This window comes from Amycolatopsis sp. (assembly GCF_036008905.1).
Lineage (GTDB): Bacteria > Actinomycetota > Actinomycetes > Mycobacteriales > Pseudonocardiaceae > Amycolatopsis.
Window position 1 is genome coordinate 26,673 of the sequence record NZ_DASYMU010000103.1, and the last position, 23,425, is coordinate 50,097.

Annotated in this window: 26 protein-coding genes; 16 read left to right on the plus strand and 10 right to left on the minus strand. The window is 66.1% G+C overall.

Annotated elements, in window-relative coordinates; all coding sequences use genetic code 11:
• Positions 1-42: 42 nt before the first annotated feature.
• From VGP60_RS19125 to VGP60_RS19140, 4 genes are read right to left on the minus strand one after another with little or no spacing between them, the layout of a single operon-like run.
• A complete protein-coding gene (locus tag VGP60_RS19125) occupies positions 43-681 on the minus strand; it encodes a TetR/AcrR family transcriptional regulator (protein ID WP_327549392.1) in 639 nt (212 codons plus the stop codon).
• Positions 682-708: 27 nt separating this feature from the next.
• Complete coding sequence (locus VGP60_RS19130) at positions 709-1,560, minus strand: fumarylacetoacetate hydrolase family protein (protein ID WP_327549393.1); 852 nt, start codon at positions 1,558-1,560, stop codon at positions 709-711.
• A 4-nt stretch (positions 1,561-1,564) separates the two neighbouring features.
• Complete coding sequence (locus VGP60_RS19135; RefSeq protein WP_327549394.1) at positions 1,565-2,035, minus strand: nuclear transport factor 2 family protein; 471 nt, start codon at positions 2,033-2,035, stop codon at positions 1,565-1,567.
• The gene (locus VGP60_RS19140; RefSeq protein WP_327549395.1) at positions 2,029-2,610 is read right to left on the minus strand and encodes a VOC family protein; all 582 of its coding nucleotides are present in this window, start codon (positions 2,608-2,610) and stop codon (positions 2,029-2,031) included. The genes VGP60_RS19135 and VGP60_RS19140 overlap by 7 nt, the downstream gene beginning before the upstream one ends.
• Before the next feature lie 84 nt (positions 2,611-2,694).
• On the opposite strand from VGP60_RS19140, the gene VGP60_RS19145 reads away from it, so the two are divergent.
• The 4 genes from VGP60_RS19145 to VGP60_RS19160 all read left to right on the plus strand — a co-directional run bounded on the left by VGP60_RS19145 (position 2,695) and on the right by VGP60_RS19160 (position 7,238).
• Positions 2,695-3,753, plus strand: a complete 1,059-nt coding sequence (locus VGP60_RS19145) for an LLM class flavin-dependent oxidoreductase (protein ID WP_327549396.1) — start codon at positions 2,695-2,697, stop codon at positions 3,751-3,753.
• Between the two features lie 85 nt (positions 3,754-3,838).
• Positions 3,839-4,912, plus strand: coding sequence for an LLM class flavin-dependent oxidoreductase (locus VGP60_RS19150; RefSeq protein ID WP_327549397.1), 1,074 nt, complete (start codon positions 3,839-3,841; stop codon positions 4,910-4,912).
• On the plus strand, positions 4,909-6,387 hold the full coding sequence (msuE, locus tag VGP60_RS19155; protein WP_327549398.1) for an FMN reductase: 1,479 nt from the start codon (positions 4,909-4,911) through the stop codon (positions 6,385-6,387). The genes VGP60_RS19150 and msuE overlap by 4 nt, the downstream gene beginning before the upstream one ends.
• Positions 6,384-7,238: a maleylpyruvate isomerase N-terminal domain-containing protein gene (locus VGP60_RS19160; RefSeq protein WP_327549399.1), complete on the plus strand. Its 855-nt coding sequence runs from the start codon at positions 6,384-6,386 to the stop codon at positions 7,236-7,238. Before msuE ends, VGP60_RS19160 begins: the two co-directional genes overlap by 4 nt.
• 25 nt (positions 7,239-7,263) lie before the next feature.
• Here the strand turns inward: VGP60_RS19160 and VGP60_RS19165 are convergent, their stop codons facing one another.
• Both VGP60_RS19165 and VGP60_RS19170 read right to left on the minus strand, forming a co-directional pair.
• A complete protein-coding gene (locus VGP60_RS19165; protein WP_327549400.1) occupies positions 7,264-7,899 on the minus strand; it encodes a TetR/AcrR family transcriptional regulator in 636 nt (211 codons plus the stop codon).
• A 25-nt stretch (positions 7,900-7,924) separates the two neighbouring features.
• On the minus strand, positions 7,925-8,254 hold the full coding sequence (locus VGP60_RS19170; protein WP_327549401.1) for a LysR family transcriptional regulator: 330 nt from the start codon (positions 8,252-8,254) through the stop codon (positions 7,925-7,927).
• Positions 8,255-8,519: 265 nt separating this feature from the next.
• Between VGP60_RS19170 and VGP60_RS19175 the strand changes: the two genes are divergently transcribed.
• Positions 8,520-8,885: a DsrE family protein gene (locus VGP60_RS19175; RefSeq protein WP_327549402.1), complete on the plus strand. Its 366-nt coding sequence runs from the start codon at positions 8,520-8,522 to the stop codon at positions 8,883-8,885.
• A gap of 93 nt (positions 8,886-8,978) precedes the next feature.
• Entirely contained in the window at positions 8,979-9,716 is a 738-nt protein-coding gene (locus VGP60_RS19180; protein WP_327549403.1) for a TetR/AcrR family transcriptional regulator, read from the plus strand.
• A 22-nt stretch (positions 9,717-9,738) separates the two neighbouring features.
• Here the strand turns inward: VGP60_RS19180 and VGP60_RS19185 are convergent, their stop codons facing one another.
• The gene (locus tag VGP60_RS19185) at positions 9,739-10,671 is read right to left on the minus strand and encodes an SDR family oxidoreductase (protein ID WP_327549404.1); all 933 of its coding nucleotides are present in this window, start codon (positions 10,669-10,671) and stop codon (positions 9,739-9,741) included.
• Positions 10,672-10,771: 100 nt separating this feature from the next.
• Positions 10,772-11,938, minus strand: coding sequence for an FAD-dependent oxidoreductase (locus tag VGP60_RS19190; protein WP_327549405.1), 1,167 nt, complete (start codon positions 11,936-11,938; stop codon positions 10,772-10,774).
• Positions 11,939-11,999: 61 nt separating this feature from the next.
• Between VGP60_RS19190 and VGP60_RS19195 the strand changes: the two genes are divergently transcribed.
• Entirely contained in the window at positions 12,000-12,620 is a 621-nt protein-coding gene (locus VGP60_RS19195; protein WP_327549406.1) for a TetR/AcrR family transcriptional regulator, read from the plus strand.
• Between the two features lie 86 nt (positions 12,621-12,706).
• On the opposite strand, the gene VGP60_RS19200 is transcribed toward VGP60_RS19195, so the two are convergent.
• Positions 12,707-13,669 (minus strand): amidohydrolase family protein, encoded by a 963-nt coding sequence (locus VGP60_RS19200; RefSeq protein WP_327549407.1) that lies wholly within the window; start codon positions 13,667-13,669, stop codon positions 12,707-12,709.
• 583 nt (positions 13,670-14,252) lie between these two features.
• Here VGP60_RS19200 and VGP60_RS19205 point away from each other — a divergent pair.
• The 9 genes from VGP60_RS19205 to VGP60_RS19245 all read left to right on the plus strand — a co-directional run bounded on the left by VGP60_RS19205 (position 14,253) and on the right by VGP60_RS19245 (position 23,054).
• Positions 14,253-15,032, plus strand: coding sequence for an MBL fold metallo-hydrolase (locus VGP60_RS19205; RefSeq protein WP_327549408.1), 780 nt, complete (start codon positions 14,253-14,255; stop codon positions 15,030-15,032).
• 157 nt (positions 15,033-15,189) lie between these two features.
• Positions 15,190-16,236 (plus strand): NAD(P)-dependent alcohol dehydrogenase, encoded by a 1,047-nt coding sequence (locus tag VGP60_RS19210; protein WP_327549409.1) that lies wholly within the window; start codon positions 15,190-15,192, stop codon positions 16,234-16,236.
• A gap of 35 nt (positions 16,237-16,271) precedes the next feature.
• Complete coding sequence (locus VGP60_RS19215) at positions 16,272-16,823, plus strand: VOC family protein (RefSeq protein ID WP_327549410.1); 552 nt, start codon at positions 16,272-16,274, stop codon at positions 16,821-16,823.
• Positions 16,820-18,496, plus strand: coding sequence for an FAD-dependent oxidoreductase (locus VGP60_RS19220; protein WP_327549411.1), 1,677 nt, complete (start codon positions 16,820-16,822; stop codon positions 18,494-18,496). The genes VGP60_RS19215 and VGP60_RS19220 overlap by 4 nt, the downstream gene beginning before the upstream one ends.
• A 40-nt stretch (positions 18,497-18,536) precedes the next feature.
• Positions 18,537-19,397, plus strand: a complete 861-nt coding sequence (locus VGP60_RS19225; RefSeq protein ID WP_327549412.1) for a fumarylacetoacetate hydrolase family protein — start codon at positions 18,537-18,539, stop codon at positions 19,395-19,397.
• Positions 19,394-19,825 carry a hypothetical protein gene (locus VGP60_RS19230; RefSeq protein WP_327549413.1) on the plus strand — a complete coding sequence of 144 codons (432 nt, stop codon included), beginning with the start codon at positions 19,394-19,396 and terminating at the stop codon, positions 19,823-19,825. The genes VGP60_RS19225 and VGP60_RS19230 overlap by 4 nt, the downstream gene beginning before the upstream one ends.
• A 131-nt stretch (positions 19,826-19,956) precedes the next feature.
• Entirely contained in the window at positions 19,957-21,141 is a 1,185-nt protein-coding gene (locus tag VGP60_RS19235; protein WP_327549414.1) for an oxygenase MpaB family protein, read from the plus strand.
• An 84-nt stretch (positions 21,142-21,225) separates the two neighbouring features.
• On the plus strand, positions 21,226-21,885 hold the full coding sequence (locus tag VGP60_RS19240) for a TetR/AcrR family transcriptional regulator (protein WP_327549415.1): 660 nt from the start codon (positions 21,226-21,228) through the stop codon (positions 21,883-21,885).
• Positions 21,886-22,157: 272 nt separating this feature from the next.
• Positions 22,158-23,054, plus strand: coding sequence for a LysR family transcriptional regulator (locus VGP60_RS19245; RefSeq protein ID WP_327549416.1), 897 nt, complete (start codon positions 22,158-22,160; stop codon positions 23,052-23,054).
• A gap of 40 nt (positions 23,055-23,094) precedes the next feature.
• Here VGP60_RS19245 and VGP60_RS19250 read toward each other — a convergent pair.
• Positions 23,095-23,425 (minus strand): SDR family oxidoreductase (locus tag VGP60_RS19250; RefSeq protein ID WP_327549417.1); only part of this gene is annotated, 331 nt, incomplete at its 5' end.

The following is a 23,425-nucleotide window of genomic DNA, read 5'->3' on the forward strand; positions in this document are numbered from 1 at the left end:
CTGGTGGAATCGGGTCGTGCTGGGGATTTGTGGTCGCAACCGTCAGGCGGTCAACCTGAGTTCGCTGACCACGAAACAAATATCGGGATGGGCGGACTGCACACTCGCCAAGATGGCTACTGCCGCGGCATAGACGAGCTGTTCGAGTTCGTCGACGTCGAGATCGCAATCATGAGTGAGCCAGTCGATCGTCACCTCGTCGAGCATTCCCATGACGCCCCGGACGGCGATGCGCAATGGGGGCAGCGGTTCGGTGGTGAGGCTCAGGAGGTCGAGCATGAACTCGGCACCGGCCCTGCGCCCCTGCTCGAACAGCTCGTCGGCTTCCGGATCCTGCCGGTCGGCCCGCATCATGGCGAGCACGGTGTGGACGTGGCGGCGTCGATACTCGATGTGCCGCCGCAATAGGCCACGCAGCCGGCTCTCCCGCGAGTCGTCATCCTCGCGGGACTTGTGCAGCTCGAGGATTTCGCCCAGCATCTGTTCCAGGACAGCGAGAAACAGGCCGCGTTTGTCCTTGAAGTGGTAGAACAGCAGACCGTGCGCGACGCCTGCCGCTTCGGCGATCTCACTGATGTAGATGTCGTCGTAGGGCTTACGCGCGAACAGGTCGGCCGCGACATCAACGAGCGCCGCTCGGCGTTGCCCGCGAGTCAGAGTCGTCTTCTTGCCGGGACTCATGCGAATCGCCTCCCTGGCGAAGCTGGGTCAGCGGGGGAGCAGTGCGACCGTGTTGCGCAGGCTGCCGATGCCGTCGATGGCCACCTCGACAATGTCGCCGTCTTTGAGGTACGAACCGGATGCGAGCCCGACTCCGGCGGGCGTACCGGTGAGGATGATGTCCCCCGTTGTCAGCGGGGTCCTGGCGGAGACCGCCTCGATGATCTCGGCGACGGAGAACAGCATCTCGCTGGTCCGGCCGTTTTGCCGTAGTTCATCGTTCACGCGCGTGGTGACAGCGAGGTCGAGGGGCTGGGTGAATTCGTCCGGCGTCACCACCGCCGGGCCGAGCGGCTTGAAGGTGGGAAACGTCTTACTGCGCTGGATGGGGGCCATGTCGACCACGGCTCCGTTGTCCATGCCCTGGAATTGGAGATCGCGGGCCGACACGTCGTTGGCGACGGTGAATCCACCCACGTGGCGCCAGCTGTCCTGGGCGCGGATGTCCTTCCCGCCGGTCCCGATGATCACCGCGAGCTCGGCCTCGTAGTCGAGCTGGCCGGCTGCCTCCTCGGGCACCACGATCGGCGAGCCGTGCCCGGTGACGAGGCCGGGCCCCGCCGAAATCGAGAAAAACTGCGGTGAGGGCGGAACGGACATGCCGGCCTCGAGCACGTGGTCTCGGTAGTTGGCTCCGACCACGACGAGCGTGCTCGGCCGGGACACCGGCGCGAGCAGCTCGATCGAACCCAGGGTCGCTCGTTCGGTCACCTGTGCCGTGCGAGCGAGGGTGATGTCATCTGCCAGCAGGCTTGCGATGTCGGGATGGGGAAGGTCCAGCAGAAGCACCTCGTCGCCCTCGCCGCGGGCCAACCCACGCGTGGTGCGGTACAAACGCATCGGGTCACCGCCTTCCGGCAAGGATCGTGATCCGGCGCGCGGAGATACGCCACAAGCCGTCCGCGCCACGGACAAGCTCGTCCCGGACACGGCTCAACGATCCAGGCTTCGCGCTCTCCGCCCGATCATCGCCGAGTACATACACCTGCAGCTGACATTCCGACTCCGCCACCTCAGGATCGGTGAGCTGGAAGGACGACTGGCTCAGGACGTGCACTGTCTCCCTGTCCTCGTCCTCACGGTGCCGCATGGCGTGGTTGATGTCCTCACCGCGCAGCGTCACGTCGCCGGCCTGCTTCGTCGCGTCCGACAACGTCAGCGACCCGTCGGCGGTGTACAGCCCGGCCGCCTGGGTCGCGTGCCCTTCATCGATCAACCGGAACGACGCCCGCACGACATCCTCACACGCGAGGCGCGCCCGCAGCTCCGCCAAACCGGCTTCGGCGCCGGCCGTACCTGCGATCGCGGTCACCATGTGGGGGCCGCCAGCTCAGCCGCGGGCTCGCCGGCGCGCAACCTCCCGAGCATCGTCCCGGGGTCGAACAACTCGCCAAAGGGGTTTTTGGCGAAACTCTCGGACCCCATGAACGCCGTACCCCCTTCGGCTGTGTCGAAGTTGTCGATCTGCAGCTCGATTTGATTGCCGTCCGGGTCGGCGTAGTACATCGACGTCGTGGGGCCGTGGTTGACCGCCAGTACCGGCAGCACCGATTCGTTCCGGAGCCGCTCCCAGTTCTCGAGCAAGTCCTTCAAGGTGGGATAGGTGAAGGCGATGTGGGCGAGTTGTTGCGGCGCCAAGGCCGCACTCGCCCCCGCGGGGATTTCGGCAGGACCAGAGCCCTCCTTGACCAAGTCCCCGGCCCCGATCTCTTGCATGGCGGCCGCGTCGGCGATGGCAATGCGGTGGTGTTCGTCGTCATAGGTGAGGAAGGCGATCGCCGGGGTTTCGTGGACGACGCGCCCATCGAGAAGTCGGACGTACCAGTCGCGCATGTGCTGGACCTGCTGGGAGTACAGGACAACATGAGACAACTTCGCTGGTGAAGACATGTGTATCAACCTTCCGAATCGTCGTTGCTCGGTGACACGACCGACACTACTTCTGACTTGACTTCAAGTCAAGTTCTCCTATGCTTGACCTTGTTCGGCAACCCAAGGCAGGGCCCGTCGAAGAAGGTCGGTTCCGTAACCGGGCATGCCTCAGGCGGTCGCACCCACCGCACATCGGCTCTGCCCATCGCTCGCACACCGTTGCTGGAGGCCACCATGAACACCGTGCAATTCGGTATTTTTCTCAGCCCACGCCGGGACCGTGCGGCCGCACTGATCGACAACACACTGACCGCCGAGGACGCCGGCTTCGATTACGTCTCCGTCCAGGATCATCCCTACGTACCCGAATTCCTCGACCCGTTCTCGATCATCGGCGTGCTGGCCGGGCGGACCCAGACGCTGCGATTCATGCCCAACGTCGCCAACCTTCCACTCCGGCCGCCCGCGATGCTGGCCAAAACCGCCGCCAGCCTCGATGTCCTCTCCGGCGGCCGGTTCGAATTGGGACTGGGCGGTGGACGCACCTGGCCGCAGATCGTCGGCCTTGGCGGACCCCATTGGCAGCCGGGTCAAGTAGTCACGGCCACCGACGAAGCCATCTCAATCCTGCACGCGCTCTGGCAGTACGGGCCGGCCACAGACGCCGAAGGGGAGATCTTCCAGCTCACCGGCGTTGCCCCTGGCCCAGCGCCCGCCCATCGTGTCGGAATCTGGCTCGGCGTCGCCGGACCTCGCATGCTGCGGCTTCTCGGCCGCCGTGCGGACGGGTGGGTCGCCCCGTTGGGAACCGGGTTCGAAACCAAAGCCGCGGCACAAGACCTGATCGACGCGGCCGCGCGGGAAGCCGGACGGCAGCCCACCGATGTCCGGCGAGTCATCCAACTCGTCGGCACGGTAACCGACCGCCCGGGTACGGCCGAACGTCCCCGCAGCGGCTCTGGCGCGCAACCCATCAACACCACCCCCGAGGGATGGGCCCGCATCATTTCGGAGTTCGTCACCACCGAAAGGTTCGATACGGTCAACTTCGTCCCGGCACACGAAACCCCGGAACAGATCGAAAAATTTGGCACCGAAGTCATTCCGGCGGCCCGCGAGCTGGTGAACGACTTCCGCCGGGCCGTCAATTCTCCGGCGTAGCTCCACAACCAGGAAAGACCGGTCTTTTTATCCGGCGCGTGCTCCCAATAACCTCACTAGGCCGCAAGAAAGAAATTGATCAGCCATGGCATTCGAACTCGGCATCTACCACTTCGGTGAACTGACACCCGATCCCGTCACTCATGTCCCGCCCGAACCCGGGAGACGCCTGCGCGAGTTGATCGAACAGGCAAGCGTCGCCGACGAAGCGGGGCTCGATGTGTTCGCCGTCGGCGAGCACCATCGTTCGGATTTCGCGGTGTCGAGCCCGGCCGTCGTGCTCGCCGCGATGGCGGAGAACACCCGGAACATCAAGCTCTCCAGTGCGGTCACCGTGCTCAGCTCCGACGATCCAGTGCGCGTGTTCCAGCAATTCGCCACACTGGACCTGATTTCCGGAGGACGAGCCGAGATCATCGCCGGGCGTGGATCCTTCACCGAATCGTTCCCCCTGTTCGGCTACGAACTCACCGACTACGACAAGCTGTTCGCGGACAAGCTGGACCTCTTGCAACAGCTGCGCCAGGAGAATCCGATCACCTGGCAGGGCTTGACTCGCCCTCCTCTGCGGAACGCCGACATCACCCCCCAGCCAGAGCGAGAGCTACCGTTATGGGTGGCGGTCGGTGGCACTCCAGCCTCAGCCGTACGCGCCGCCAAGCTGGGTTTGCCGCTTTCGCTCGCCATCATCGGCGGCAGTTACCGGCAATTCGCGCCGTTCGTCGACCTCTACCGCCAAGCAGCCACGGAATTCGGGCACGATCCGGCCCAGCTGAAAGTCTCGATCAACTCGCCGGGCTTCGTCGCTGATACGCACCAGGAAGCCATCGACATCTCGCATCCGTATTTTGAGGCGGGCTGGGCCGCGAACAATCACCAGCGCGGGCGGGGCGTTCCCATGCCCTTCGCGGCCTACGAAGCCCAGTCGACTCCAGGCGGCGCTTACTTCCTCGGCAGCCCGCAGGAGGTCATCGACAAGATCATGGCGCAGTACGAGCTCTTCCAGCACGATCGTCTCCTGATCCAGCTGGCGTTCGGAGATGTACCGCAGAAGGAAACCATCAAAGCGATCGAGCTACTCGGCGCTGAGGTCGCACCGGTGGTACGTAAGGAAATCGCCTCGCTGCGCGGTGAGCAGAACGCGGAGGCCAAGTCATGACCAATCCACTGCGGGTGGTGGCCGTTATCGGCACAATGCACGCGCCGTCCAAGACCACCGCACTCGTCGAGCTGATTCTGAAATCCCTCGGTTCCCGGACTCCGATCGAGTCGCAAATCATCGAGACCCACGCCCTCGCTTCGAGCCTGGGGCCGGCGCTGGAACGTGAGCAGGCAGGCGAGCAAGTCGAACGAGCCCTCCGTTCGGTGGAAAGCGCCGATATGCTCATAGCGGCGTCGCCGGTGTTTCGCGGTACGTTCACCGGGTTGTTCAAACATTTCTTCGACCTGGTCGATCAGTATGCGCTGGCCAACAAGCCGGTGCTACTGGTCGCGACCGGTGGCAGCGAGCGGCATGCGCTCGTCATCGACCAGGCGTTGCGACCGCTGTTCGGGTTCTTCCAATCCTGGACCGCGCCGATGGGGATATACCTCAGCTCAGGTGACTTCGACGGAACGACGGTGCTCAACCCGGAGGTTTACGAGCGGATCGAAGTTGCGGTCGCCGATGTGGTCCCCGTCGCGCTGGCACTCGCATCGGCCGATGATTCGATGGCCGGCGGCGCACCCTCGCTGGATGGCAGCAGGTGGCAGACGGTTGGCTCAAGTCGCGGTGGGATTTCTGGCGCGCGACAGATTTCGGGGGAAAGGAACAAGATGCATTTTCCTGCGCCTTACACCAGCCGCGCCTCGATGCTGGAGGTGATGCGCGCCGAGCATGAGCGTTTCTTCAAAATGGTCAGCAATCCGGACGATTGGCATGCCGAGAGCCGGCTGCCGGACTGGCAGGTCAGGGATCTGGTCGCCCACATGATTGACGAGACCGAGCGCTATCTCGATCACTGGAAGATGGCGCGCGGAGGGCAGTTGCCCAAGAGTCCGAGCCTGGCCGACTTTCGTGAGGAATTGAAGGCCGGTGTTCTCGCCCTTCGTGAGCTCCCCCGTGAGGAGGCGATTGCTCGCCTGAGGGCGGCGGCTCACGCGACCGTAGTCAATTTCGAAGCGCTGACGGAAGAGGAATGGAGCGGCTTCCAGATCGCCCACGGTTTTCTGGGGCCTTTGCCCGCCTCGTTCTTCGTGCCCCTGGAGCTGGGGCACCATGCGCTTCATGCCTGGGACCTTGGCCTCGGCGACAGGGACGCCAAGCTTGACGAACAGTCCGCAGGCATCCTCGTGACGCAATACATATTCAATCTCTGGGATTACATGTTCGACGCGGAGGCGGCGAAGGGCGTCCATATCAGATATGGCATCAGGATAGATGGCGACTGGGGCGGTCAATGGATCGTCACGGTCAATGGCGCCGAATGGGCAATAGAAGAAGCCGATGAGCTGCGGGACGTGCAGGCCGTGGTCCGTTATCGGCATCCGTCCGATATGGTGCTGATTTCCTATTTCCGGATCGAGGCAGGAGAAGTCAGCGGAGAGCCGGGCGTCATCGAAACAGGTCGCCGCCTATTCTCCCGGCCGGTATGAATTCGACCCATGGTGAGAAGTGGTGGATCATGAGCATATACAGGACGCCCTACACCGGGCGGGACGCTTTACTCGAGGCCTTGCGAGCCGAGGAAGATCGACTGGTCGGCGTGGTCAGCGATCCCGGCAACTGGAGTTCCGGCACTTATATCGACGGCTGGACCGTGCAGGACGTGGTCTGTCACCTGATCGACGAGACAGAAGACTACCTGAAGCGCTGGGACATGGCGCGCAAAGGCGAATTGCCCGAAGGTATTGACCTGGCAACCTTTCGTGAGAAGCTCCGGTCAGGCGCCCTCGCCCACCGTCATCTCGCGCAAGATGTGGCTGTCGCCCGTTTCACCGCGGCCGCGGCCGAGATGATGGCGATTTTCCGAGACTTGACCGAGGAAGAATGGGACGGTTTCACCATCGCCCACCCCTTGTTCGGCGCCATGCCTTCATCCACCTTCCCGGCGGTTCAGGTCGCGGACTACATGCTGCATATCTGGGACATCCGCTGGGGACAGGGCGACACGACGACCAGGCTCGACGAGCGATCAGCCGGGACTCTGATCCCGCACCTGTTCAGTCTATGGGGCTACACCTTCAATCACAGTGCGGCCGCAGGCGCCGCCATCTCCTATGGCATCAGGACCGGTGGCGCATGGGGCGGTCAGTGGAAGGTCGTCGTCGCAGGCAGCCAGTTCGTCATCGAAGCGGTTGAGGACTTGAGCGAAGTGCCGGCGATATTCCATTATGAGGACGCAGCGGAGATGGTTCTGAGCCGCTTCAGCCGGATAAAGGCCGCCAAGGCGAGTGGGGATCCGGACGCGATTAACGCGATCAGGAGCTTGTTCTCGGGACTCTGAGCTTGCCCGATATCGCCGTTTGCCGTCAGGCCATCGAGTCCAGTTCGTCGACCACCTGGCAGATGCCGGGGTGGGCGGATCGCACGGACGACAAGATGGCCACCGTCGCCCGGTAGACAAGCTGTTCGAGTTCGTCTTCGGGGACATCGCAGTCGTGAGTGAGCCAGTCGATCGTCGCCTCGTCGAGCATCCCCATAATGCCCTGGGTCGCAATGCGCACTGACGGCGGCGGTTCGGTCAGGCCCAAGAGGTCCAGGAGGAATTCGGCGCCGGCCTGGCGGGCTCGCTTGAACAGTTCGTCGGCTTCGGGATCCTGCCCGCCGGCCCGCATCAGGGCGAGCATGGTGTGGACGTGGCTGCGCCGATACCTGATGTGCCGCCGGAACAGGCCCCGCAGCCGCCTCTCCCGCGTGTCCTCATCCTCGCGGGGCTTGTGCAGCTCGAGTATTTCGTCGCGCACCTGTTCCAGGACAGCGAGGTACAGACCGCGTTTATCCTTGAAGTGATAGAACAGCAGCCCATGTGCGACACCGGCCGCCTCGGCGATCTCACTGATATAGATCTCGCCATAGGGCTTGCGCGCGAACATTTCGGCCGCGACAGCGACAAGCGCTGCCCGGCGTTGCCCGCGTGCTGGTGTTGCCCGCTTACTGGAACCCATCTCGATTGCCCTCCGCCTGTGCACGCTACTCGGGCGCGTCAGCCGCCGCTCTCTGCGTACGTGTGTCAGCCGCAAAACGCCACTTGGGTGAACCGTCCACAAAATGACCAGCCACCGTGGTGAAGTAGTCCGCCTCAGCGACAATCCTCTTGGCGGAGGTAAGCAGAAATCGTCCCGCTTCCGTCAACGAGACTCGGCGACTGCTTCGCTGGAACAATGCGACTCCCAGCTCCCGCTCCAGTTTCTGAATTTGAAGACTGAGCAATGGCTGGGCGACGAACAGTGACGTCGCCGCGCGGCTGAAGTTCAGATGCTCGGCCAACGCGATGAAATAGTGCATCTGCCGTAGTTCCATGTCTCCACTCACCTCCGCGACCAGCCGTTCCGTGAGCCCGGCGCAACGCGACGTGCCCGCCGCCGGACTCGGCGTGCCTGCCACGGCCGGAGCCTGCTGAGCCGGTCGCCAGCCGTAGCATGATCATGATTGTGCCCCTTGCTCAAGATCCACGGGGGGCCACCGCTTCCAGCGATGAGTCGGTTTTGCCGTAAACGTTACATTTCTGCCTCCTCGCGCGACGTACCCACCGGTACATCCCGCTTGCGACGCAGGAGGACACAGGATGAGCAATAAAGCGGTCATCAGCCTTTGCGCCGGGCTGGAAGACTCCGAAAGGGTGACCGTGGCGTTTCTCGTCGCGGTGGGAGCCGCCGAAAAGGGACGTCCAACGCTGATGTTCCTGACGAAGGAGGCCGTCCGGCTCGCGATTCCGGACTTCGCCCACGCCGTCGCGTGTGATGGCTGTCCATCCCTCACCGATCTCATGGACCGATACGAGAAGGCCGGTGGACGCTTCCTGGTGTGCCCGATCTGCTTCGACGCCCGTAAACTCGGCAAGGGCAACCTCGTCGTCAACGCGGAACTCGGCGGAACCGTCCCGATGTGGGACTGGATCGGCGACGAGGCCGCAACAACCTTCAGTTACTAGGCCGCGCGAGTCACCGGGCCGAGTGAGCGCAACGGCACTGCCTCGGCTCGCTCAGGCCAGGACGGCCTGGCCTGAGCTGGTGGCCGACAGCGGGTGAAAGTGTCCGTCGAGGGCATCGGCTACCTGCGCAGCACGGTGACCGCCGCGTCGAATAGCGTGGACACCGCGGTCGGCAGGAGGGCAGCTCAGATGGGTTCCGGTAAGCGGACGACGCCGGCGCGCGGGCAGCGCAGGGCGGCGCTCGTCGCTGTCGCGGCGGATCTGTTCGCGCGCAAGCCTTATGACGAGATCTACATCAGTGAGATCGCCGAGGCGGCCGGTGTCGCGCACGGGCTGCTGTTCTATCACTTCAAGGACAAACGCGGTCTGTATCTCGCGGTTCTGGAACAGGTGCTGGACGAAGTACTCGAGCTGCACAAGCCCCGCGAGGACGAGGACACCAAGGAGCAGCGGCTGCGGGGCTTGTTCCGGCGGCACATCGAATATCGGCGCGGCCACGTCCACACCATGCTTGGCCTCATGCGGGCCGGTGGGCAGGGCCCCCAGGTCGACGAGCTGTTCGAGCGGGGGCGCCAAGCCGGCGCCGACTTCATCCTGGACCTGCTGGGCCTGACCACCGAACCGCCGCCGCCGTCGCTGCGCATCGCCATCCGCGGGATCATGGGGATGCTCGACGAGGCGACGATCGACTGGCTCATCCACGACTGCGACGTCCCGGTGGACGAACTCGAGCAGCTCGTCTACCGCGCGACCGTCGCCATCCTGTCGTCCGTGCGATCCGCCCACCCCGAAATCTGTGACGTCGTCGACGAACTCGGCTCCGCCGCTTAGTGGTCCGCCTGCCTAGATAGCGTCAGGCGTGGTCACCGGCGCTGAGGCCGACGAGCTCGTCGGTGACGGACCACAGTCGTCGCCCCGCGTCGCCGTCGAGTGCGGTGGCCCCCAGCTCCGTCAGCACCCCTCGGTCGTAGAACCGGCCACTCGTGTTCGCGAGTGCTGGGTCGAGCGCCACCCGCAGCAGGCCGGCGGCGGCATCGTCGGGAGAGATGAACGCGCGGCGGACCAAGGGGTAGACGTTGCGCACGACCGGGTGGTCGAACATCGCCTTCATCATCGGTGTGTCCACCATTCCGGGATGGGCAGCGTTGACGTCCACGCCGGATCCCTCGAGCCGGCGAGCGAATTCACGGGTGTACAGGATGTTCGCCAGCTTCGACCGGCTGTAGGCGAGCATGGGCTGGAACGTCCCCTTGGTCATCATCAGGTCGTCGAAGTCGAGGCCGCCCTTCGCGCGGCGGTAGGCTTCGGAGGCGACGAAGAGGATACGGCTCGGGGCACTCGCACGCATCCGGTCCTCGAGCAGCCGCGCGAGCAGCGCATGCCCGAGGTGGTTCACGCCGAGTGTCGTCTCGAAGCCGTCGGCCGTCTCGGTTCGAGCGCCATGCCCCAGGTATCCGGCGACACAGACGAGAAGGTCGAGCTGGTCCCAGCGTTCCAGCACTGTTGCCGCCGCTCCCCGCACCGATGTGAGGTTCGCGAGGTCCAACTCCACGACGTCGACCGTGTCGTTGCCCGTGGCCTTCCTGATCTCATCCCGAACGCGGTAGCCCTTCGCCTGGTTTCGTGCCGCGATGAGAGTGACCGCCCCGCTTTCCGCGAGCCGGCGGGCGACCACCTGTCCGACGCCGTCGCTCGCGCCGGTCACAAGAGCTACCTGGCCACCCATGTCCGGCAGATCGGCCAGCCCTTCGACCCGCTGCGGTCGATTCCCGGCATGACGACTCATGATCTCAGTCCGTTCCCTGGTCCCGGTCAATGTTCACGGCGGAATGGCCCTGGGTGGGCCGACGCCCTGGTTCCGTGGTCACCGCAAGACGGCGACGAGGTCAGGCCCACAGTGGTCCTAGGCGGCGGGCTGCTTGTCGCACTTCGGAGTAGGGGCGGGTGGAGCTTTTGGCTTCTTTGAAGATATTGATGCCGAGGACGGAGGCGGTGATCATGCGGACGTTGGCCATGGTGTTCTGGTAGCGGATCTGCCCGCCGATCCAGGAGATCGCGTCCGCTTCGGGTTTCCAGGCCGCGTTGTAGCGGGCGCCGGCGGTGTCCAGCGGTCCGGATGCCAGGCATTTGTCGAGGACGATCGCCGATTCCAGGGCCGCGTTGCCGCCCTGGCCGACGGGTGGGAACGCGGCGGCGGCGTCGCCGAGCAGCACCGCCTTGCCGCCGTGCAGGCTCGAACAGGTCAGCCGCTGGCCAAGGTGGGCGCCCTCGCGCTGGGAGAATTCGGCGATCGCCTGCTCGCTGGTCAGGTCCAGGACGCGCGGGGAGTGCTTGCGCAGCCAGGTGGTGGCGTCCTCGGGGGAGGTGAACGTGGTCGGCTTGTTGACCCCGATCACGCAGATCCAGCGCACGCCGTCCGGCTTGTTCTCGTCGTTGATCGCCGCGGCGAGGGTGAGTGGGCTGAACGCCAGCCCGTTCAGGTAGTGCTTGTCCAACTCGTCGCCGACCTGGTCGAGTTCCAGTATGAGCCCGTAGTTGGGGACGGTGGAGGCCTCCACGGTGAACCCCTCGACCTGTTCGCGCATCGCCGCGCGGACGGCCGAGCCCGCGCCGTCGGCGCCGATGATGAGATCGAAGCGCGCCCCTGCCACCTCACCGGTGTGCACGTCGGCGGTGCGCACGTCGCTGTTGAACACGAAGTCGATCATGTCGTGGTGCCGCTCGTCGGCGACGGAGATCAGTGCCCGCATGATGTCCCCCCGCGAGCCGATCCAGCCGGGCTCGGACCACGGGTCGCGCAGCCGGCCCCCGGACTTGATCCCGCGGAACGGGACCATGTGGGCGTCGAAATGGTCGACGGCGTCGATGTACCGCACCGCGTTCAAGCCATGGCCGGTGAGGTCGATCGGGTAGGAGCGGTCGGGGTTGAAACGCGGCATGCGCTCGGGGTGGGCGTCACGCTCGAACACCGTGCTGCGGACGCCGCGCCGGGCCAGCGCGATGGCCGCCGTCAACCCGCCGGGACCCCCGCCGATGATCGCGATGTCTCCCATTGCGGCATCCTCACTTTCATTGATTTAAGATCAACGATACACAATCAACTAGACTGAAGGCATGGTCTCCACTAGAGCCGAGCGCGCGGCTTCGACCCGGCGCAAGCTCCTCGACGCGGCGGTCCAGCTGTTCCTCGACAAGCCCTACGACAAGGTTTCGGTCCACGACCTCGCCGACGCCGCCGGAGTGGCCTACGGGCTGATCGCCCACCACTTCGGCAACAAAAGAGGCATCCACCGCGAGGCCATGCGACAGATCGCCCGCCGTCTCGCGCAAGGCCCACCGCCGCCCGGTCCTCCCGGCACCCGGATCCGGCACCTCGTCCGCGACCACCTCACCTCCACCCGGCACAACCCGGCCGCCTATCTCGGGCTCATGCTCAGCACCGACCCTGACAGCCACGCCATCGTCGATGCCTCCAAGCGGCTGGCCATCCAGGCCATCAGCGAGATTCTCGACCTCGACCCGGAACGGCCCGCCGTACGACTGGCCCTGCGAACCTGGCTCGCCGCGTTCGGTGAAGCCGTGATCGTCTGGCTCCAGGACGGCTGTCCGTACTCCACCGACGACCTGATCGAGGTCCTGACGGCCACCCTCGCCGAACTGCTCCGCCAGGCCGCGCGGCTCGACCCCGCGCTCGACCCGGCCCCGGCCCTGGCCGCACTGGACCGGCCCGACTGACCCGCAGCGGACGACGTCGGGGTCACCAGGACCCCGGCGGCGTCGCCCGCCACCCCGCTGCCGGCGGGGCCCCGGCGGTCAGGTCATCAGGCGAAACGCGGGAACAGGCGAAGGGCGTTGTCGCGCTCCACGCCCTGCAGTTCCTCCTTGGTGAAGCCGTCGAAGCTGGTGAGGTTCGCGATGTTGAGTTCGACCGTGGGCTCCGGGGCCGCCGGCCAGTCGGTGCCGAAGAGGATGTGGTCCGAACTGGTGACTTCGAGCGTGGGAAGCAGCGAGTTGCGGCTGCCGGCCAGCGCCGTCTCGTAGTAGAGCCCGCGCAAGACGTCGGCGACGTGTGCGGGGTCGATGTCCGCGTCGTCGGGTCCTCGTCCCATGACGGTGTGTTCGCCGATCCGCCAGCCGAGCATCGGCAGAACCCCACCGCAATGGGCCAGGATCAGCCGTAGTCCCGGATGCCGCCGGAAGACCCCGGTGTAGAGCGCGTTGGTGATGTTGCGCGCGGTGTCGAAGGGGAATTCGACGATCGAACTCGGGCGGCCGAAGCCCAGCACGTCGATGTAGGGGCAGTCCACCGGGTGCACGAACACCGGCACCTGTCGTCGCGCCAGTTCGGCCAGTACCGGCTCCAGGTGCGGATCGCCGAAGTAGTGCCCCAGCACGTTCGAGGTCAGCACCACACCGTCGAGCCCCAGCTCGTCCAGTGCGTACGCGATCTCCGCCAGCGCCTGCTCGGGGCCATCACCCGGCAGCGAAGCGAAGGCTCCGAACCGATCCGGGTGCTTCGCGATCAGTTCGGCGTGCCCTTCATTGATCATCCGGGTCAGCCGCGTGCCGAACTCCGGGTCGTCCGGCGACCCCCCGAACGTCATCGGCATCGACACCAGCTGTGCGGCGATCTCCTGCCGGTCCATGTAGGCGAGCGCCGCTTCCGGCGTCCATCGCACCGAGATCTTGTAGCCACCGGTCGGTTTGAAGCCCCGCGCTGCCATCACCGCGACAGCCTGTTCCGGCATCGCGTGGGTATGGATGTCAATACGTTGACCCGGCATGACGCCACTCCTCTTGTTCATGGGACGTGAACACCCCGGACGGTCGGTAAACCACTTTCCGCGCGGGCGTGTCGACTCTGATGCGTTGTGAGTTCGACCTTAAAGTTTAAAGTGTTGCTAGTCAATTTATGCGGCGACGCTGGCGACGGAGCCCGTTCGGTCGGACGTGCCACGGTGCGCTGACTGTCCGCGACCTATGTGCCGTTCGCGAGCGCCGACCAGCAGCAAGCCGCGCCGTGCGTCACGTGACAGTGAGTCGGCTTTCATGACCGCAGGGTAATCCCATCGCTTAGATGTCGCACTTTAGGGGTGCTGGCGCAGGAGGATGTCGGCTGCGCGGCCCGTGCATGGGGGAGCAGGTGACCGCTCGTCAGGCCGGATTGACTGGCCTCACCTGCTCTCGACTATGCGCGGATGGTGATGGGGTGATAGCTAAGTGTCACGGCGTAGCCTGGTTGAAAAAATTGACTAGCAACACTTTTATGTCTAGTCTCGGGACCAGTTCGGTCGACCCTTCATTGAGTCGGCTCTCCACCGGCAGGCACCGCAGCCTGCCGACATCTCGCCCACACTGGAGTGGTCCATGCGAATTGGCGATGTGACGGTTCATTCCCTCCCCGACGGCGTTCTGCCGATGCCGCCGACCGTGCTCTATCCCGACCTGCCGATGTCCACCTGGCGGAGTTTGCCGGGCACCGTGGACGAGGACGGTCTGCTTCCCGTCCCGTTCGGTGGCTTCCTGGCCACCGACGGACAGGGACACCGTGTCGTGTTCGATCTGGGCGGCGGTTTCGCTCCCCAGCTGATCCCCGGCGGCGAACTCCCCGCGGTCCGCGAACTCCTGCCCGGTCACCTGGAGAAGCTGGGCTGCCCACTCGACTCGGTGACCGACGTGGTCCTCAGTCATCTGCATATCGATCACGTGGGATGGGCTTCCACAAACGGCTGGCCCACCTTTTCCGGTGCCAGGCACCACATTCACGCTCAGGACTGGAAGCACTTCGTGGTCGACGGCGCGGACGACGCGGTGCGGGACAAAGTCAGTCCATTGGGTGACGCGGTCGTGCTCTGGGAAGGCGACTCGGTTTCCGTCTTCGACTGGCTACGCCTCGTTCACGCCCCTGGCCACACGCCGGGCGCCTCCATCGCGCTGATCGAGTCACAAGGCCAGAGCCTTGCCCTGGTGGGTGATCTCTTCCACCACCCGGCCGCGCTGGACCACCCCGACTGGCGCTGTGGCTTCGACTGGGACGCCGAGCTCGGAGCGTCCACCCGAGCGGAATGGCTGGAAAGGCTGCGTGAGACAGGCACGCCCCTCGTCGGCCCGCATTTCCCGGACTTCAAGCCGGTCACGCTCCGATGAGCCGCCTGCCGGAAGCCGTCCGCCGTCCCAGCGGCACCGGAACCGCCGTTTCTCCAGGTCGTCCCGCTCCACGTAGTTCGTCATCGAAAGGCTTGCCATGGACCGGGTGAAAGCAGCGGTGTGCCGGCCGGACAACGACTTATTCCGTTTGGAAGAATTGACCATCGACGACCCTCGCCCGGACGAGGTGCTGGTGCGCTTCACGGCGACCGGACTGTGCCACACGGATCTGGAGGTGGCGGCCGGACGGATGCCGACTCCGTTCCCCGTGGTCGCCGGGCACGAGGGCGCCGGAGTGATCGAGGCGGTCGGCTCCGCTGTCACCGGGTTCAGCCAGGGCGACCGCGTGGTGGCCAGTTTCAGTTTCTGTGGCACCTGCCGGAACTGCTTGAGGGGTCAGCCCGCCTATTGTCCTGACCATTTCCCGCTGAATTTCGGTGCCCAGCGCGCCGACGGGTCCGTCGGGTTTCGTGACGCCTCGGGTGATCCGGTGCGGGACCAATTCTTCGGCCAGTCGTCGTTCGCCGGCTACGGATTATGTCGGCCGAGCAGTCTCATCCGGGTGCCCGGGACCTCCCTGCCCGACCATGTTCTCGCCCCCCTTGGCTGCGGCGTCATCACGGGAGCGGGCGCGGTGTGGAATGTATTGGAGGTGTTCCCGGGCAGTTCGGTCGCCGTATTCGGCGCCGGTGCCGTGGGACTGAGCGCTGTCATGGCCGCCGTGGCGGCCGGCGCTTCCCGGATCATCGTGAGTGACATCCACCGCTCCCGGCTCGATCTCGCGGTTCGCCTCGGAGCGACCGACGTATTCGACGCCACGAATGACGCCGGCGCGGAGACGGTCCGGGAACTGACCGCGGGGCTGGGCGTGGACTTCAGCGTGGAGTCCACCGGAGTGCCCGCGGTGATGGCCCAGGCCGTGGCAGCCCTGGCCCCGTTGGGGAGCGCGGCGATCCTCGGCGTCGCGCCGGACGGCGCGGACTTGCACACCAACGCCTTCGCGCTCCTCGAAGGTCGTACCGTGACCGGTTCCATCGTCGGCCACCAGGCCCCCGCGGTACTCGTGCCGCGCATTCTGGCCCTTCACGGCAAAGGCCTCTTCCCCCTTGAAGCCATGATCAGCACTTACCCGCTGGACGACATCAACAAGGCCGTGGACGACGTCCGCTCGGGAGCCGTGGCGAAGGCCGTATTGCTTCATTGAGCCGTATCCATCCCCTCAGGCAAGGAACAATTGACATGTCCGGAATACGTTTGTCGGAAGTCGTCCTGCGGACGACCGAATACGACCGCCTCTGCGATTTCTATTCGCTGGTGCTGGCGCAACCGCGCAGCGTGGAAATGACGCCGCCCCCGTCCGACGACCCGGACGACCCGTCGCGCATCTGCTTTCTCGACTTCTACTTCGACCCGCCCTATAGCCAGCGCATCGCCGTCTTCGAGTGCAAGGACATCGGTTCCGGACCGACATCCCGTGGCCTGCACCACTTCCAGCTGCGCACACCGACCATCGACGCGCTCCTCGACCTCTACAGCACCCTCAAGAACAGCGGCCACCTACCGATCGAGGCGTCCAACCACGGCCCCGGTACGAGCTTCTACTACCGCGACCCGGACGGGAACAAAGTCGAGCTGTCCTCGCTGAACTTCACCTCACAGCAGGAAATGCGGACGTTCATGGCGACCGACGAGTTCAAGAACAACCCCAACGGATTCCCGCTGGACCCCGAACGCCTGCTCGCGGGCGCGCAGGCAGGGCGGGACCTCAGCGAAATGCTCTGGGAACGATGACACCCGTCTCGACGCCGGGCCCGACCGGCGACATCACCAGTGACACCTACGACATCGTGGTCGTGGGCGGCGGCCCCGTGGGCATCGCGACCGCCATCGAACTCGGCGGCCGCGGGCTCTCCGTCCTGGTCGTCGAACGCGAAGACGGCGTCGTCCGCTACCCGACCGCGGAGTCCATCGACACCGCGTCCATGGAACTGTTGCGCCGCTGGGGAATCGCCGACGCGGTAGCAGACAGCGGGTTTCCCGCGGACCAGCGGCGCGACATCTCCTTCGTCTCCCGGATGACGACCTACGAACTCGCCCGCTTCCCTCGTCCGTCCAATGCGGACCGGCGCACCACCACCCAAGGGCTCAGCCCGGAGGGTGGCGTGTGGTGGCCGAAGTTCTGGTTCGATCCGGCGCTGCGGGTGCGGGCGGTCGCGGAATCCACAGTGGACCTCCGCTTCCAATGGACCTGCGAGAGCTTCGACGACGGCACCGAGGGAGTCTCGGTGCGGCTCTCCTCGACCGAACACGGGCCCCGCACGGTACGCGCGCGTTTCCTGGTCGCCTGTGACGGCGCCGGATCGCCGATCCGCAGGACTCTGGGCATCGCCTCATTGCGGGACTCCGACCAAACCCGCGCACGGTGGCAGGGCGCCTTCGTCAAGCTGCCGGGGCTTCGCGAGCGGATCCCGCACGCCCCGGCTGTGCAGTACTACCTGATCAACCCCCGCCGCATGATTCTCGGCTCGCTCGACGGCGGCGACCTGTGGCGCGTCACCTACCCGCTCAAGAACGGCGAGTCACCCGCCTTCGCGGATGTCCGCGCGACCATCGCCGACGCACTCGACTGCGCGGTCGAGGAGGTGGAGGTGTTCGACGCCAGGGAATGGAGCGGCGACGCGGTGGTGGCCGAGTCCTTCCGGTCCGGGCACGTCCTGCTGGCAGGCGACGCCGCACACCGGATGTGGCCCTCGGGCGGGCACGGAATGAACACCGGTCTTGGCGACGTGGCCAACCTCGGCTGGAAGCTGGAAGCCGTACTGCGCGGCTGGGCACCGGACTGCCTGCTCGACACTTACACCGCCGAGCGCCGCCCGCACGGTGAGCGCATGGTGCGCCGTGCGTGGCACAACTACCGCATGGACAACGCGTTCCTGTCCGATCCGACACTGGACGATCCCGCGGGGGAGGCGACGCGCGCGTTCGTCGGCAAGCGGATCGTCGCGACCCGCCAGGCCGAGTGGCGGTCCCTCGGTGTCCAGCTCGGCTTGCGCTATTCCGAGTCACCGCTGGTCGTGCCCGACGGCACCCCTGAGCCCCCCGACGACCCCGGGGAGTATGTGCCGACGGCGCGCCCCGGGCACCGCGCCCCGCACATCGCGCTGGCCGACGGACGGTCGGTGCTCGACCTGTTCCGTGGGCGTTTCACCCTCCTCAACATCGCGCCCGCCGTCGACAGCGGGTCGCTGGCCGCGGCGTTCCGGCACCGCGGGATCCCCCTTGACGAGGAGTGGACCGGCGTCGCGGGCACCCGGGAGCTGTACGGGTGCGCCATCGCACTGGTCCGTCCGGACGGCATCGTCGCCTGGCGCGGTGACGAGTGCCCCGCGGACCCTGACTGGCTGCTGGATCAGGTGACCGGCCGGACGAGCGCGGCATTGATCGGCGACGGGAACCCGGCCTGACCGGCCAGATCCGCCTACTACCGACAGAACGGAGAACGCCATGTTGCTCGCGCAGACCACCGACGGCATCGCGCGGGGCGGGCCCGACGGACTGCAACTCCTCGACGTCCCACGACCGCTCGAGGACTTCATCGCCGAAGGACGTCTGGCCGAGCTGGAAGGGGTGAAGACCCGGAAGGCGATCGGCTGGGACGAGGCCACGCTGGCACCGCCGGTGAGGCGGCCCGGCAAGATCGTCATCATCGGCCTGAACTACCGCGACCACGCCGCGGAAACGGGCAACCCGCTGCCTTCCTTCCCCCGCTTCCACCTGATACCCGGCTCCGCCGTGACGGCCGGCGGTACCTTCATACGGCTGCCGCACACCGCCCCGGACAAGGTCGACTACGAAGGCGAACTCGCCGTCGTGATCGGGCGCACCGGCCGCGACATCCCCGAAAAGTCCGCGTGGGACTTCGTCGGCGGCGCCACGGTCGCCGACGACATCTCGGCGCGCGACATCCAGTCGGGGGAGAACCCGGCACTGCCGATGGCCAGCCCGGCCCTGGCCAAGGGGTTCGACGGCTTCAAGCCACTGGGCCCCGCCCTGCTGACCACCGACGAGCTGCGCCAGTACGACGCACTGGGAATCACGACCGAGGTCAACGGGGTCGTCCGCCAACGCTCGTCGACGGCCGAGCTCGTCTTCTCGATCCCTCAGTTGCTGGCGTGCGTCAGCTCGTTTCTCACCCTGGAAGCCGGCGACGTCATCCTCACCGGCACTCCCGGGGGAACGGGCGTGGCCGAGGGACGGTTCCTCCGGGCGGGCGATGTCGTCACGGTCACCGTCGACAACATCGGGACGCTGACCAACACGATCATCGACGCTGAAACAGCAGAACCACGCGAGGCGGCGCGATGACCGCCGGCGCATGCGTGCTCTGCGACCGGGCCGGCACGCTCGCTGCCGCCGATCCCGGCTGGCTGCTGCGGACCGGCCACTGGGGAGTGTCCCCGCACCCGGCCATGCCAGTCCCCGGCTGGGTCGCGGTCCAGACGATCCGGCACACCGAAGGACTCGCGGACCTGAACGATGCCGAGGCCGCGGAGCTCGGTCCGCTGCTCTCCCGGGTGAGCGCGGCCGTGACCCGGGTGACCGGCTCGGAACGCGTCTACACCTACTCCCTCGGCGAGGGCTGTCCCCACACCCACGTCCTCGTTGGCCCGCCCCAGCGAGAACTGCGCGGCAAGGCTTTCATCGCCGCGCTGCTGGGCCGCGACGAGACCCTGGCGGACCAGGCGGCCGCAGACCGCACGGCCCTCGGACTGGCCGGTGAACTATCCGGCTGACAGAAAGAAGTGTCCGTTTCGGCGGGCATTCAACCGCACACCAACCTGAAAGGCAGTGACCACAAGTGACTCGGTCAGCCGAAGTGTCGATCCCGGAATGCTTTTCGTATCACCGACTCGTCGACACCCCCATGGCGAACACCACCAAGTGGCAGCTCGAACGCATAGCCAAGAGCCACCTCGACGTTCCCGAAGACCTCGCGGAGGCGTTCGGGCGCGCGATGAACACCGGGGACCGGCTCGGCGACGCCTACATCGACGCCGCGTTCGCCACGCCTGAAGGCAAGGCACGCGCCAGGAAAGACGTCGACCAGGCCCTCCAGCACGGCATCGGGAGCGTCGACGACGCCCCTCCGGAACTCGTAGCGCTGTTCGAGCAGATCAACACCGATCCCGACTGGGTCGACTGGGCGAAGGTCGAACACGGCGCCGAGGTCTTCCGCCGGTACAAGGAGCTCTACCCGTACTTCGGGATGGTCTCGTTCCCCGGCTACGCGCTGGAGACCATCGCCAAACCGCTCGCGCTGACCGGCGCCTACACCGGCGGGTCGGCATTCGGCCGGTTCCTGGAGACCTGCCGCCTCTGGACCGACACCACCGAGCCGGGTGCGATGCGACCCGGCGGCGTCGGCCGCCGCTCCGCGGTGTTCGTGCGCACCCTGCACTCGATGATCCGCCACACCCTGCTGCCGCACGCCGAGTGGGACCAGGCCAAGCTCGGTATGCCCATCAGCCAATTCGGGATGTTCGGGACCCTCCTGCTCAGCTCGTTCGCCCCTGGGCAACAGCTGAAGCTCATCGGATACCGCCCCACCGACGCCGACATCGAAGCCATGATGCACCACTGGCGCTACGTCGGGTACCTGATGGGTGTCGAGTTGCCGTGGTTCCCGGAGACCGTGACGGAAGGCTTCCGCGCCCAGTTGCTGATCACGCTCGTGCAGGAGCCGACTCCGAGCAAAGACTCCCAGAACCTGTGCAGCTCGTTCATGGACACCTTCCTTCCCGCTGAGGACGCACGGGGACTGCGCAAGGTCTACGGCACACTGCGATACAAGGCGCAGCTCGGTCACGCACGCTTCTACCTCGGCGAGGAAAGTTATCTCGGGACGGGCCTGCCCGACGCCGGATTATGGCGCTACGCCCCGATCGCACGGGTGATTCCGAACGCGACGCGCGAGACCCTTCGCCGTACGGTCCCCGGGGTGTCCGGGTGGATCGACCAGAAAAACCGGCGCGCCCGTCATGATTTCCTCAACAAGAACCTCGAGAGCGGCGAAGCGAAGTTCAAGCCCGTTGACAAGCTTGCGCGGTAACGGACCAGTTGCCCTGTCCCCCCCTGGCGCGCCTGCTCTCCTCCACCCCGAGCGGAGGAGAGCAGGCGTCATAAAGGTGGCCCCATGCCCGACATCCCGTCACCTGTCACCCGTCCGCGCGGACGCCCACGCAAAGACGCCCAGTTCGCGCCCATGGACGACGTCATGGCCGCGGCGATCGAGGCGTTCTCTGTGCACGGGTACAGCGGGGTCTCGTTGCGGAGGGTCAACGACGAACTGGGTGTCAGCCGTAACCTTCTCTATCAGCGCTTCGGTTCGAAGGCCAATCTGTGGCGGACCGCCGTCGACTGGGCTTTTGGCCCACTCCTCGAACACCTGGAGGTCACGGACGATGAAACGGCTGACCCCATTGTGCGACTGAGGGTGTTGATCCGGAATTTCATCGAGTTTGCGGCGACCCGCCCCTATCTGGCTCGCCTTGTCGCGGTGGAGGCCAGCACCCTCACGGATCGGCTTGAGTATCTTTACCACCACTACATCGAGCCCATCCAATTACGGTTCATGCCTGTTTTCGAACTGCTGCGCGAGCAGGGGAGAATCAAGAACATCCCACCCGAGGTCTTCTATTTTCTTCTCACGTCCGGCGGTTCCGCGCCCTACGGTCAGATCGGGCTCGCCACATTGATGAACCCGCAGCTGATTTCACCGGGCGAAAAGACCGCCCAGGTTTACGCCGAGAACGTGGCCGAAGTGCTCATCAACGGCCTGTTGCTGGCCAGTTGATGGGAGCCACATCGAGCGGGCGGTGATCGTGGCCTGGAACGTGTGCCAGCCTGATTCCGGTAGCTGTTCAGCTGTGAGGAGTCCCGCGTGGGCGCCTCGGGGTGCGGGCGTGGCCGTCTCCACGGGTTGACGACGGCCCAAGCCCCGATGCCTGTTTCGATCGCATCGAGAACCCGATCTGCCGAGGTTGAAAACGCTCACTACGATTACGCTGATTACAAAGTTACAACGGGGGTGGACCGCGGTACACCGCAGGGAGGGGACGGGAGCCGATGAGCCTTCGTCAGTACGAGTACGCCCTGGCGGTTGCCGAGGAGGGCTCGGTGACGGCGGCGGCGGAGCTGCTGCACGTCGCTCAACCGTCGATGTCCCAGCAGATCCGCGGCCTGGAGCGGGAACTCGGCGTGAAACTGTTCGCCCGCACGCCGACCGGGCTGGTGCCCACCGTGGTCGGCCGCGCGTTCCTGCGGGAGGCGGAGATCGCGGTGAGGGCGTCCCGGCGGGCGAGGGCGACGGCGCGAGCCGGTGCCGACGACCTGGTGGGCGAGCTGGTGGTCGCGGTGCAGATGGGCTTCGGCACGCGGCAGCTGCCGGGCGCGCTGGGCGCACTGCGTCGCCGCTTCCCGCGGCTGGAGGTCACCGTCTTCGAAGAGCCGAGCTCCGCCGAGCTGGATCGGCTGTGTCGCCAGGGCCTGCTGGACCTCGCCCTGATGGCGGCCTGCGACCAGAGCCCCGCCGACGCCCACCACCTCGGCGACGAGGAGTTCGCCGTGGTGCTGGGCGCCGGGCACCGGCAGCTCGCCGCGGACCGGGTCGAGCTGCGCGAACTGGACGGGGAGCCGTGGGTGAGGTTCGACCGCGACAGCGCGCTCGACGGTGTGCTGCTGAACGTGCTGCGGGACAACGAGTTGACCCCGACCACGGTCGCCAGGGTGTCCCAGACAGCGACGGCCGTGCGCTGGGCCGTCCAGGGGCTGGGGGTGACGCTCGTCCCGGCCTCCGTGGTGCCCCACGATTACGAGCACCTCGTTCGCCCGGTGTTCCCGGTCGTGTCCCAGCCCGTCATCGCCGTGCTCCGCCACGGCGCGGGCCCGGCGGAGACGGCTCTGCTCGAACTCCTGCGTCAAGAGACGTGGTCCGAGTCCGCTTCCTTCTCGCCGGCGTCCTGACGGTCGAGAAGGAAGCGGGGGCCGTTGAATGCCGTCGGCGTCAACCCATGGGGAATTCGCCGCCGTCCACGATGAGATTCCTCCCGGTCAGCCAGCTCGCCCGGTCGGACACGAGGAACAGCACCGCGTTGGCGATGTCGTCGGGCCGGCCATCGCGGCCCAGCGGCGCGGTGTCGTTGGCGTTGGTCTCGGCCGGCGTCGTGTTCAGGCGCGCCCACTGCTCCCGCGTCGCTTCGCCGCCGGGGGTGGCGGTTCTGCCAGGAGACACGGTGTTGACCCGGATTCCGGACGGGGCCAGCTCCAAGGCCAGTCCCCGGCTGTAGAACTCCAGCGCCGCCTTCGCCGCCACGTAGTGCAGGAACGGTCCTACC

Excerpts from the sequence above, each read along its gene's own strand:
- VGP60_RS19125 (WP_327549392.1), bottom strand. The coding sequence starts at position 681 with ATGAGTCCCGGCAAGAAGACGACTCTGACTCGCGGGCAACGCCGAGCG.
- VGP60_RS19130 (WP_327549393.1), bottom strand. The coding sequence starts at position 1,560 with ATGCGTTTGTACCGCACCACGCGTGGGTTGGCCCGCGGCGAGGGCGAC.
- VGP60_RS19135 (WP_327549394.1), bottom strand. The coding sequence starts at position 2,035 with ATGGTGACCGCGATCGCAGGTACGGCCGGCGCCGAAGCCGGTTTGGCG.
- VGP60_RS19140 (WP_327549395.1), bottom strand. The coding sequence starts at position 2,610 with ATGTCTTCACCAGCGAAGTTGTCTCATGTTGTCCTGTACTCCCAGCAG.
- VGP60_RS19150 (WP_327549397.1), top strand. The coding sequence starts at position 3,839 with ATGGCATTCGAACTCGGCATCTACCACTTCGGTGAACTGACACCCGAT.
- msuE (WP_327549398.1), top strand. The coding sequence starts at position 4,909 with ATGACCAATCCACTGCGGGTGGTGGCCGTTATCGGCACAATGCACGCG.
- VGP60_RS19160 (WP_327549399.1), top strand. The coding sequence starts at position 6,384 with ATGAATTCGACCCATGGTGAGAAGTGGTGGATCATGAGCATATACAGG.
- VGP60_RS19165 (WP_327549400.1), bottom strand. The coding sequence starts at position 7,899 with ATGGGTTCCAGTAAGCGGGCAACACCAGCACGCGGGCAACGCCGGGCA.
- VGP60_RS19170 (WP_327549401.1), bottom strand. The coding sequence starts at position 8,254 with ATGGAACTACGGCAGATGCACTATTTCATCGCGTTGGCCGAGCATCTG.
- VGP60_RS19175 (WP_327549402.1), top strand. The coding sequence starts at position 8,520 with ATGAGCAATAAAGCGGTCATCAGCCTTTGCGCCGGGCTGGAAGACTCC.
- VGP60_RS19185 (WP_327549404.1), bottom strand. The coding sequence starts at position 10,671 with ATGAGTCGTCATGCCGGGAATCGACCGCAGCGGGTCGAAGGGCTGGCC.
- VGP60_RS19190 (WP_327549405.1), bottom strand. The coding sequence starts at position 11,938 with ATGGGAGACATCGCGATCATCGGCGGGGGTCCCGGCGGGTTGACGGCG.
- VGP60_RS19195 (WP_327549406.1), top strand. The coding sequence starts at position 12,000 with ATGGTCTCCACTAGAGCCGAGCGCGCGGCTTCGACCCGGCGCAAGCTC.
- VGP60_RS19200 (WP_327549407.1), bottom strand. The coding sequence starts at position 13,669 with ATGCCGGGTCAACGTATTGACATCCATACCCACGCGATGCCGGAACAG.
- VGP60_RS19205 (WP_327549408.1), top strand. The coding sequence starts at position 14,253 with ATGCGAATTGGCGATGTGACGGTTCATTCCCTCCCCGACGGCGTTCTG.
- VGP60_RS19215 (WP_327549410.1), top strand. The coding sequence starts at position 16,272 with ATGTCCGGAATACGTTTGTCGGAAGTCGTCCTGCGGACGACCGAATAC.
- VGP60_RS19220 (WP_327549411.1), top strand. The coding sequence starts at position 16,820 with ATGACACCCGTCTCGACGCCGGGCCCGACCGGCGACATCACCAGTGAC.
- VGP60_RS19225 (WP_327549412.1), top strand. The coding sequence starts at position 18,537 with ATGTTGCTCGCGCAGACCACCGACGGCATCGCGCGGGGCGGGCCCGAC.
- VGP60_RS19230 (WP_327549413.1), top strand. The coding sequence starts at position 19,394 with ATGACCGCCGGCGCATGCGTGCTCTGCGACCGGGCCGGCACGCTCGCT.
- VGP60_RS19235 (WP_327549414.1), top strand. The coding sequence starts at position 19,957 with ATGGCGAACACCACCAAGTGGCAGCTCGAACGCATAGCCAAGAGCCAC.
- VGP60_RS19240 (WP_327549415.1), top strand. The coding sequence starts at position 21,226 with ATGCCCGACATCCCGTCACCTGTCACCCGTCCGCGCGGACGCCCACGC.
- VGP60_RS19245 (WP_327549416.1), top strand. The coding sequence starts at position 22,158 with ATGAGCCTTCGTCAGTACGAGTACGCCCTGGCGGTTGCCGAGGAGGGC.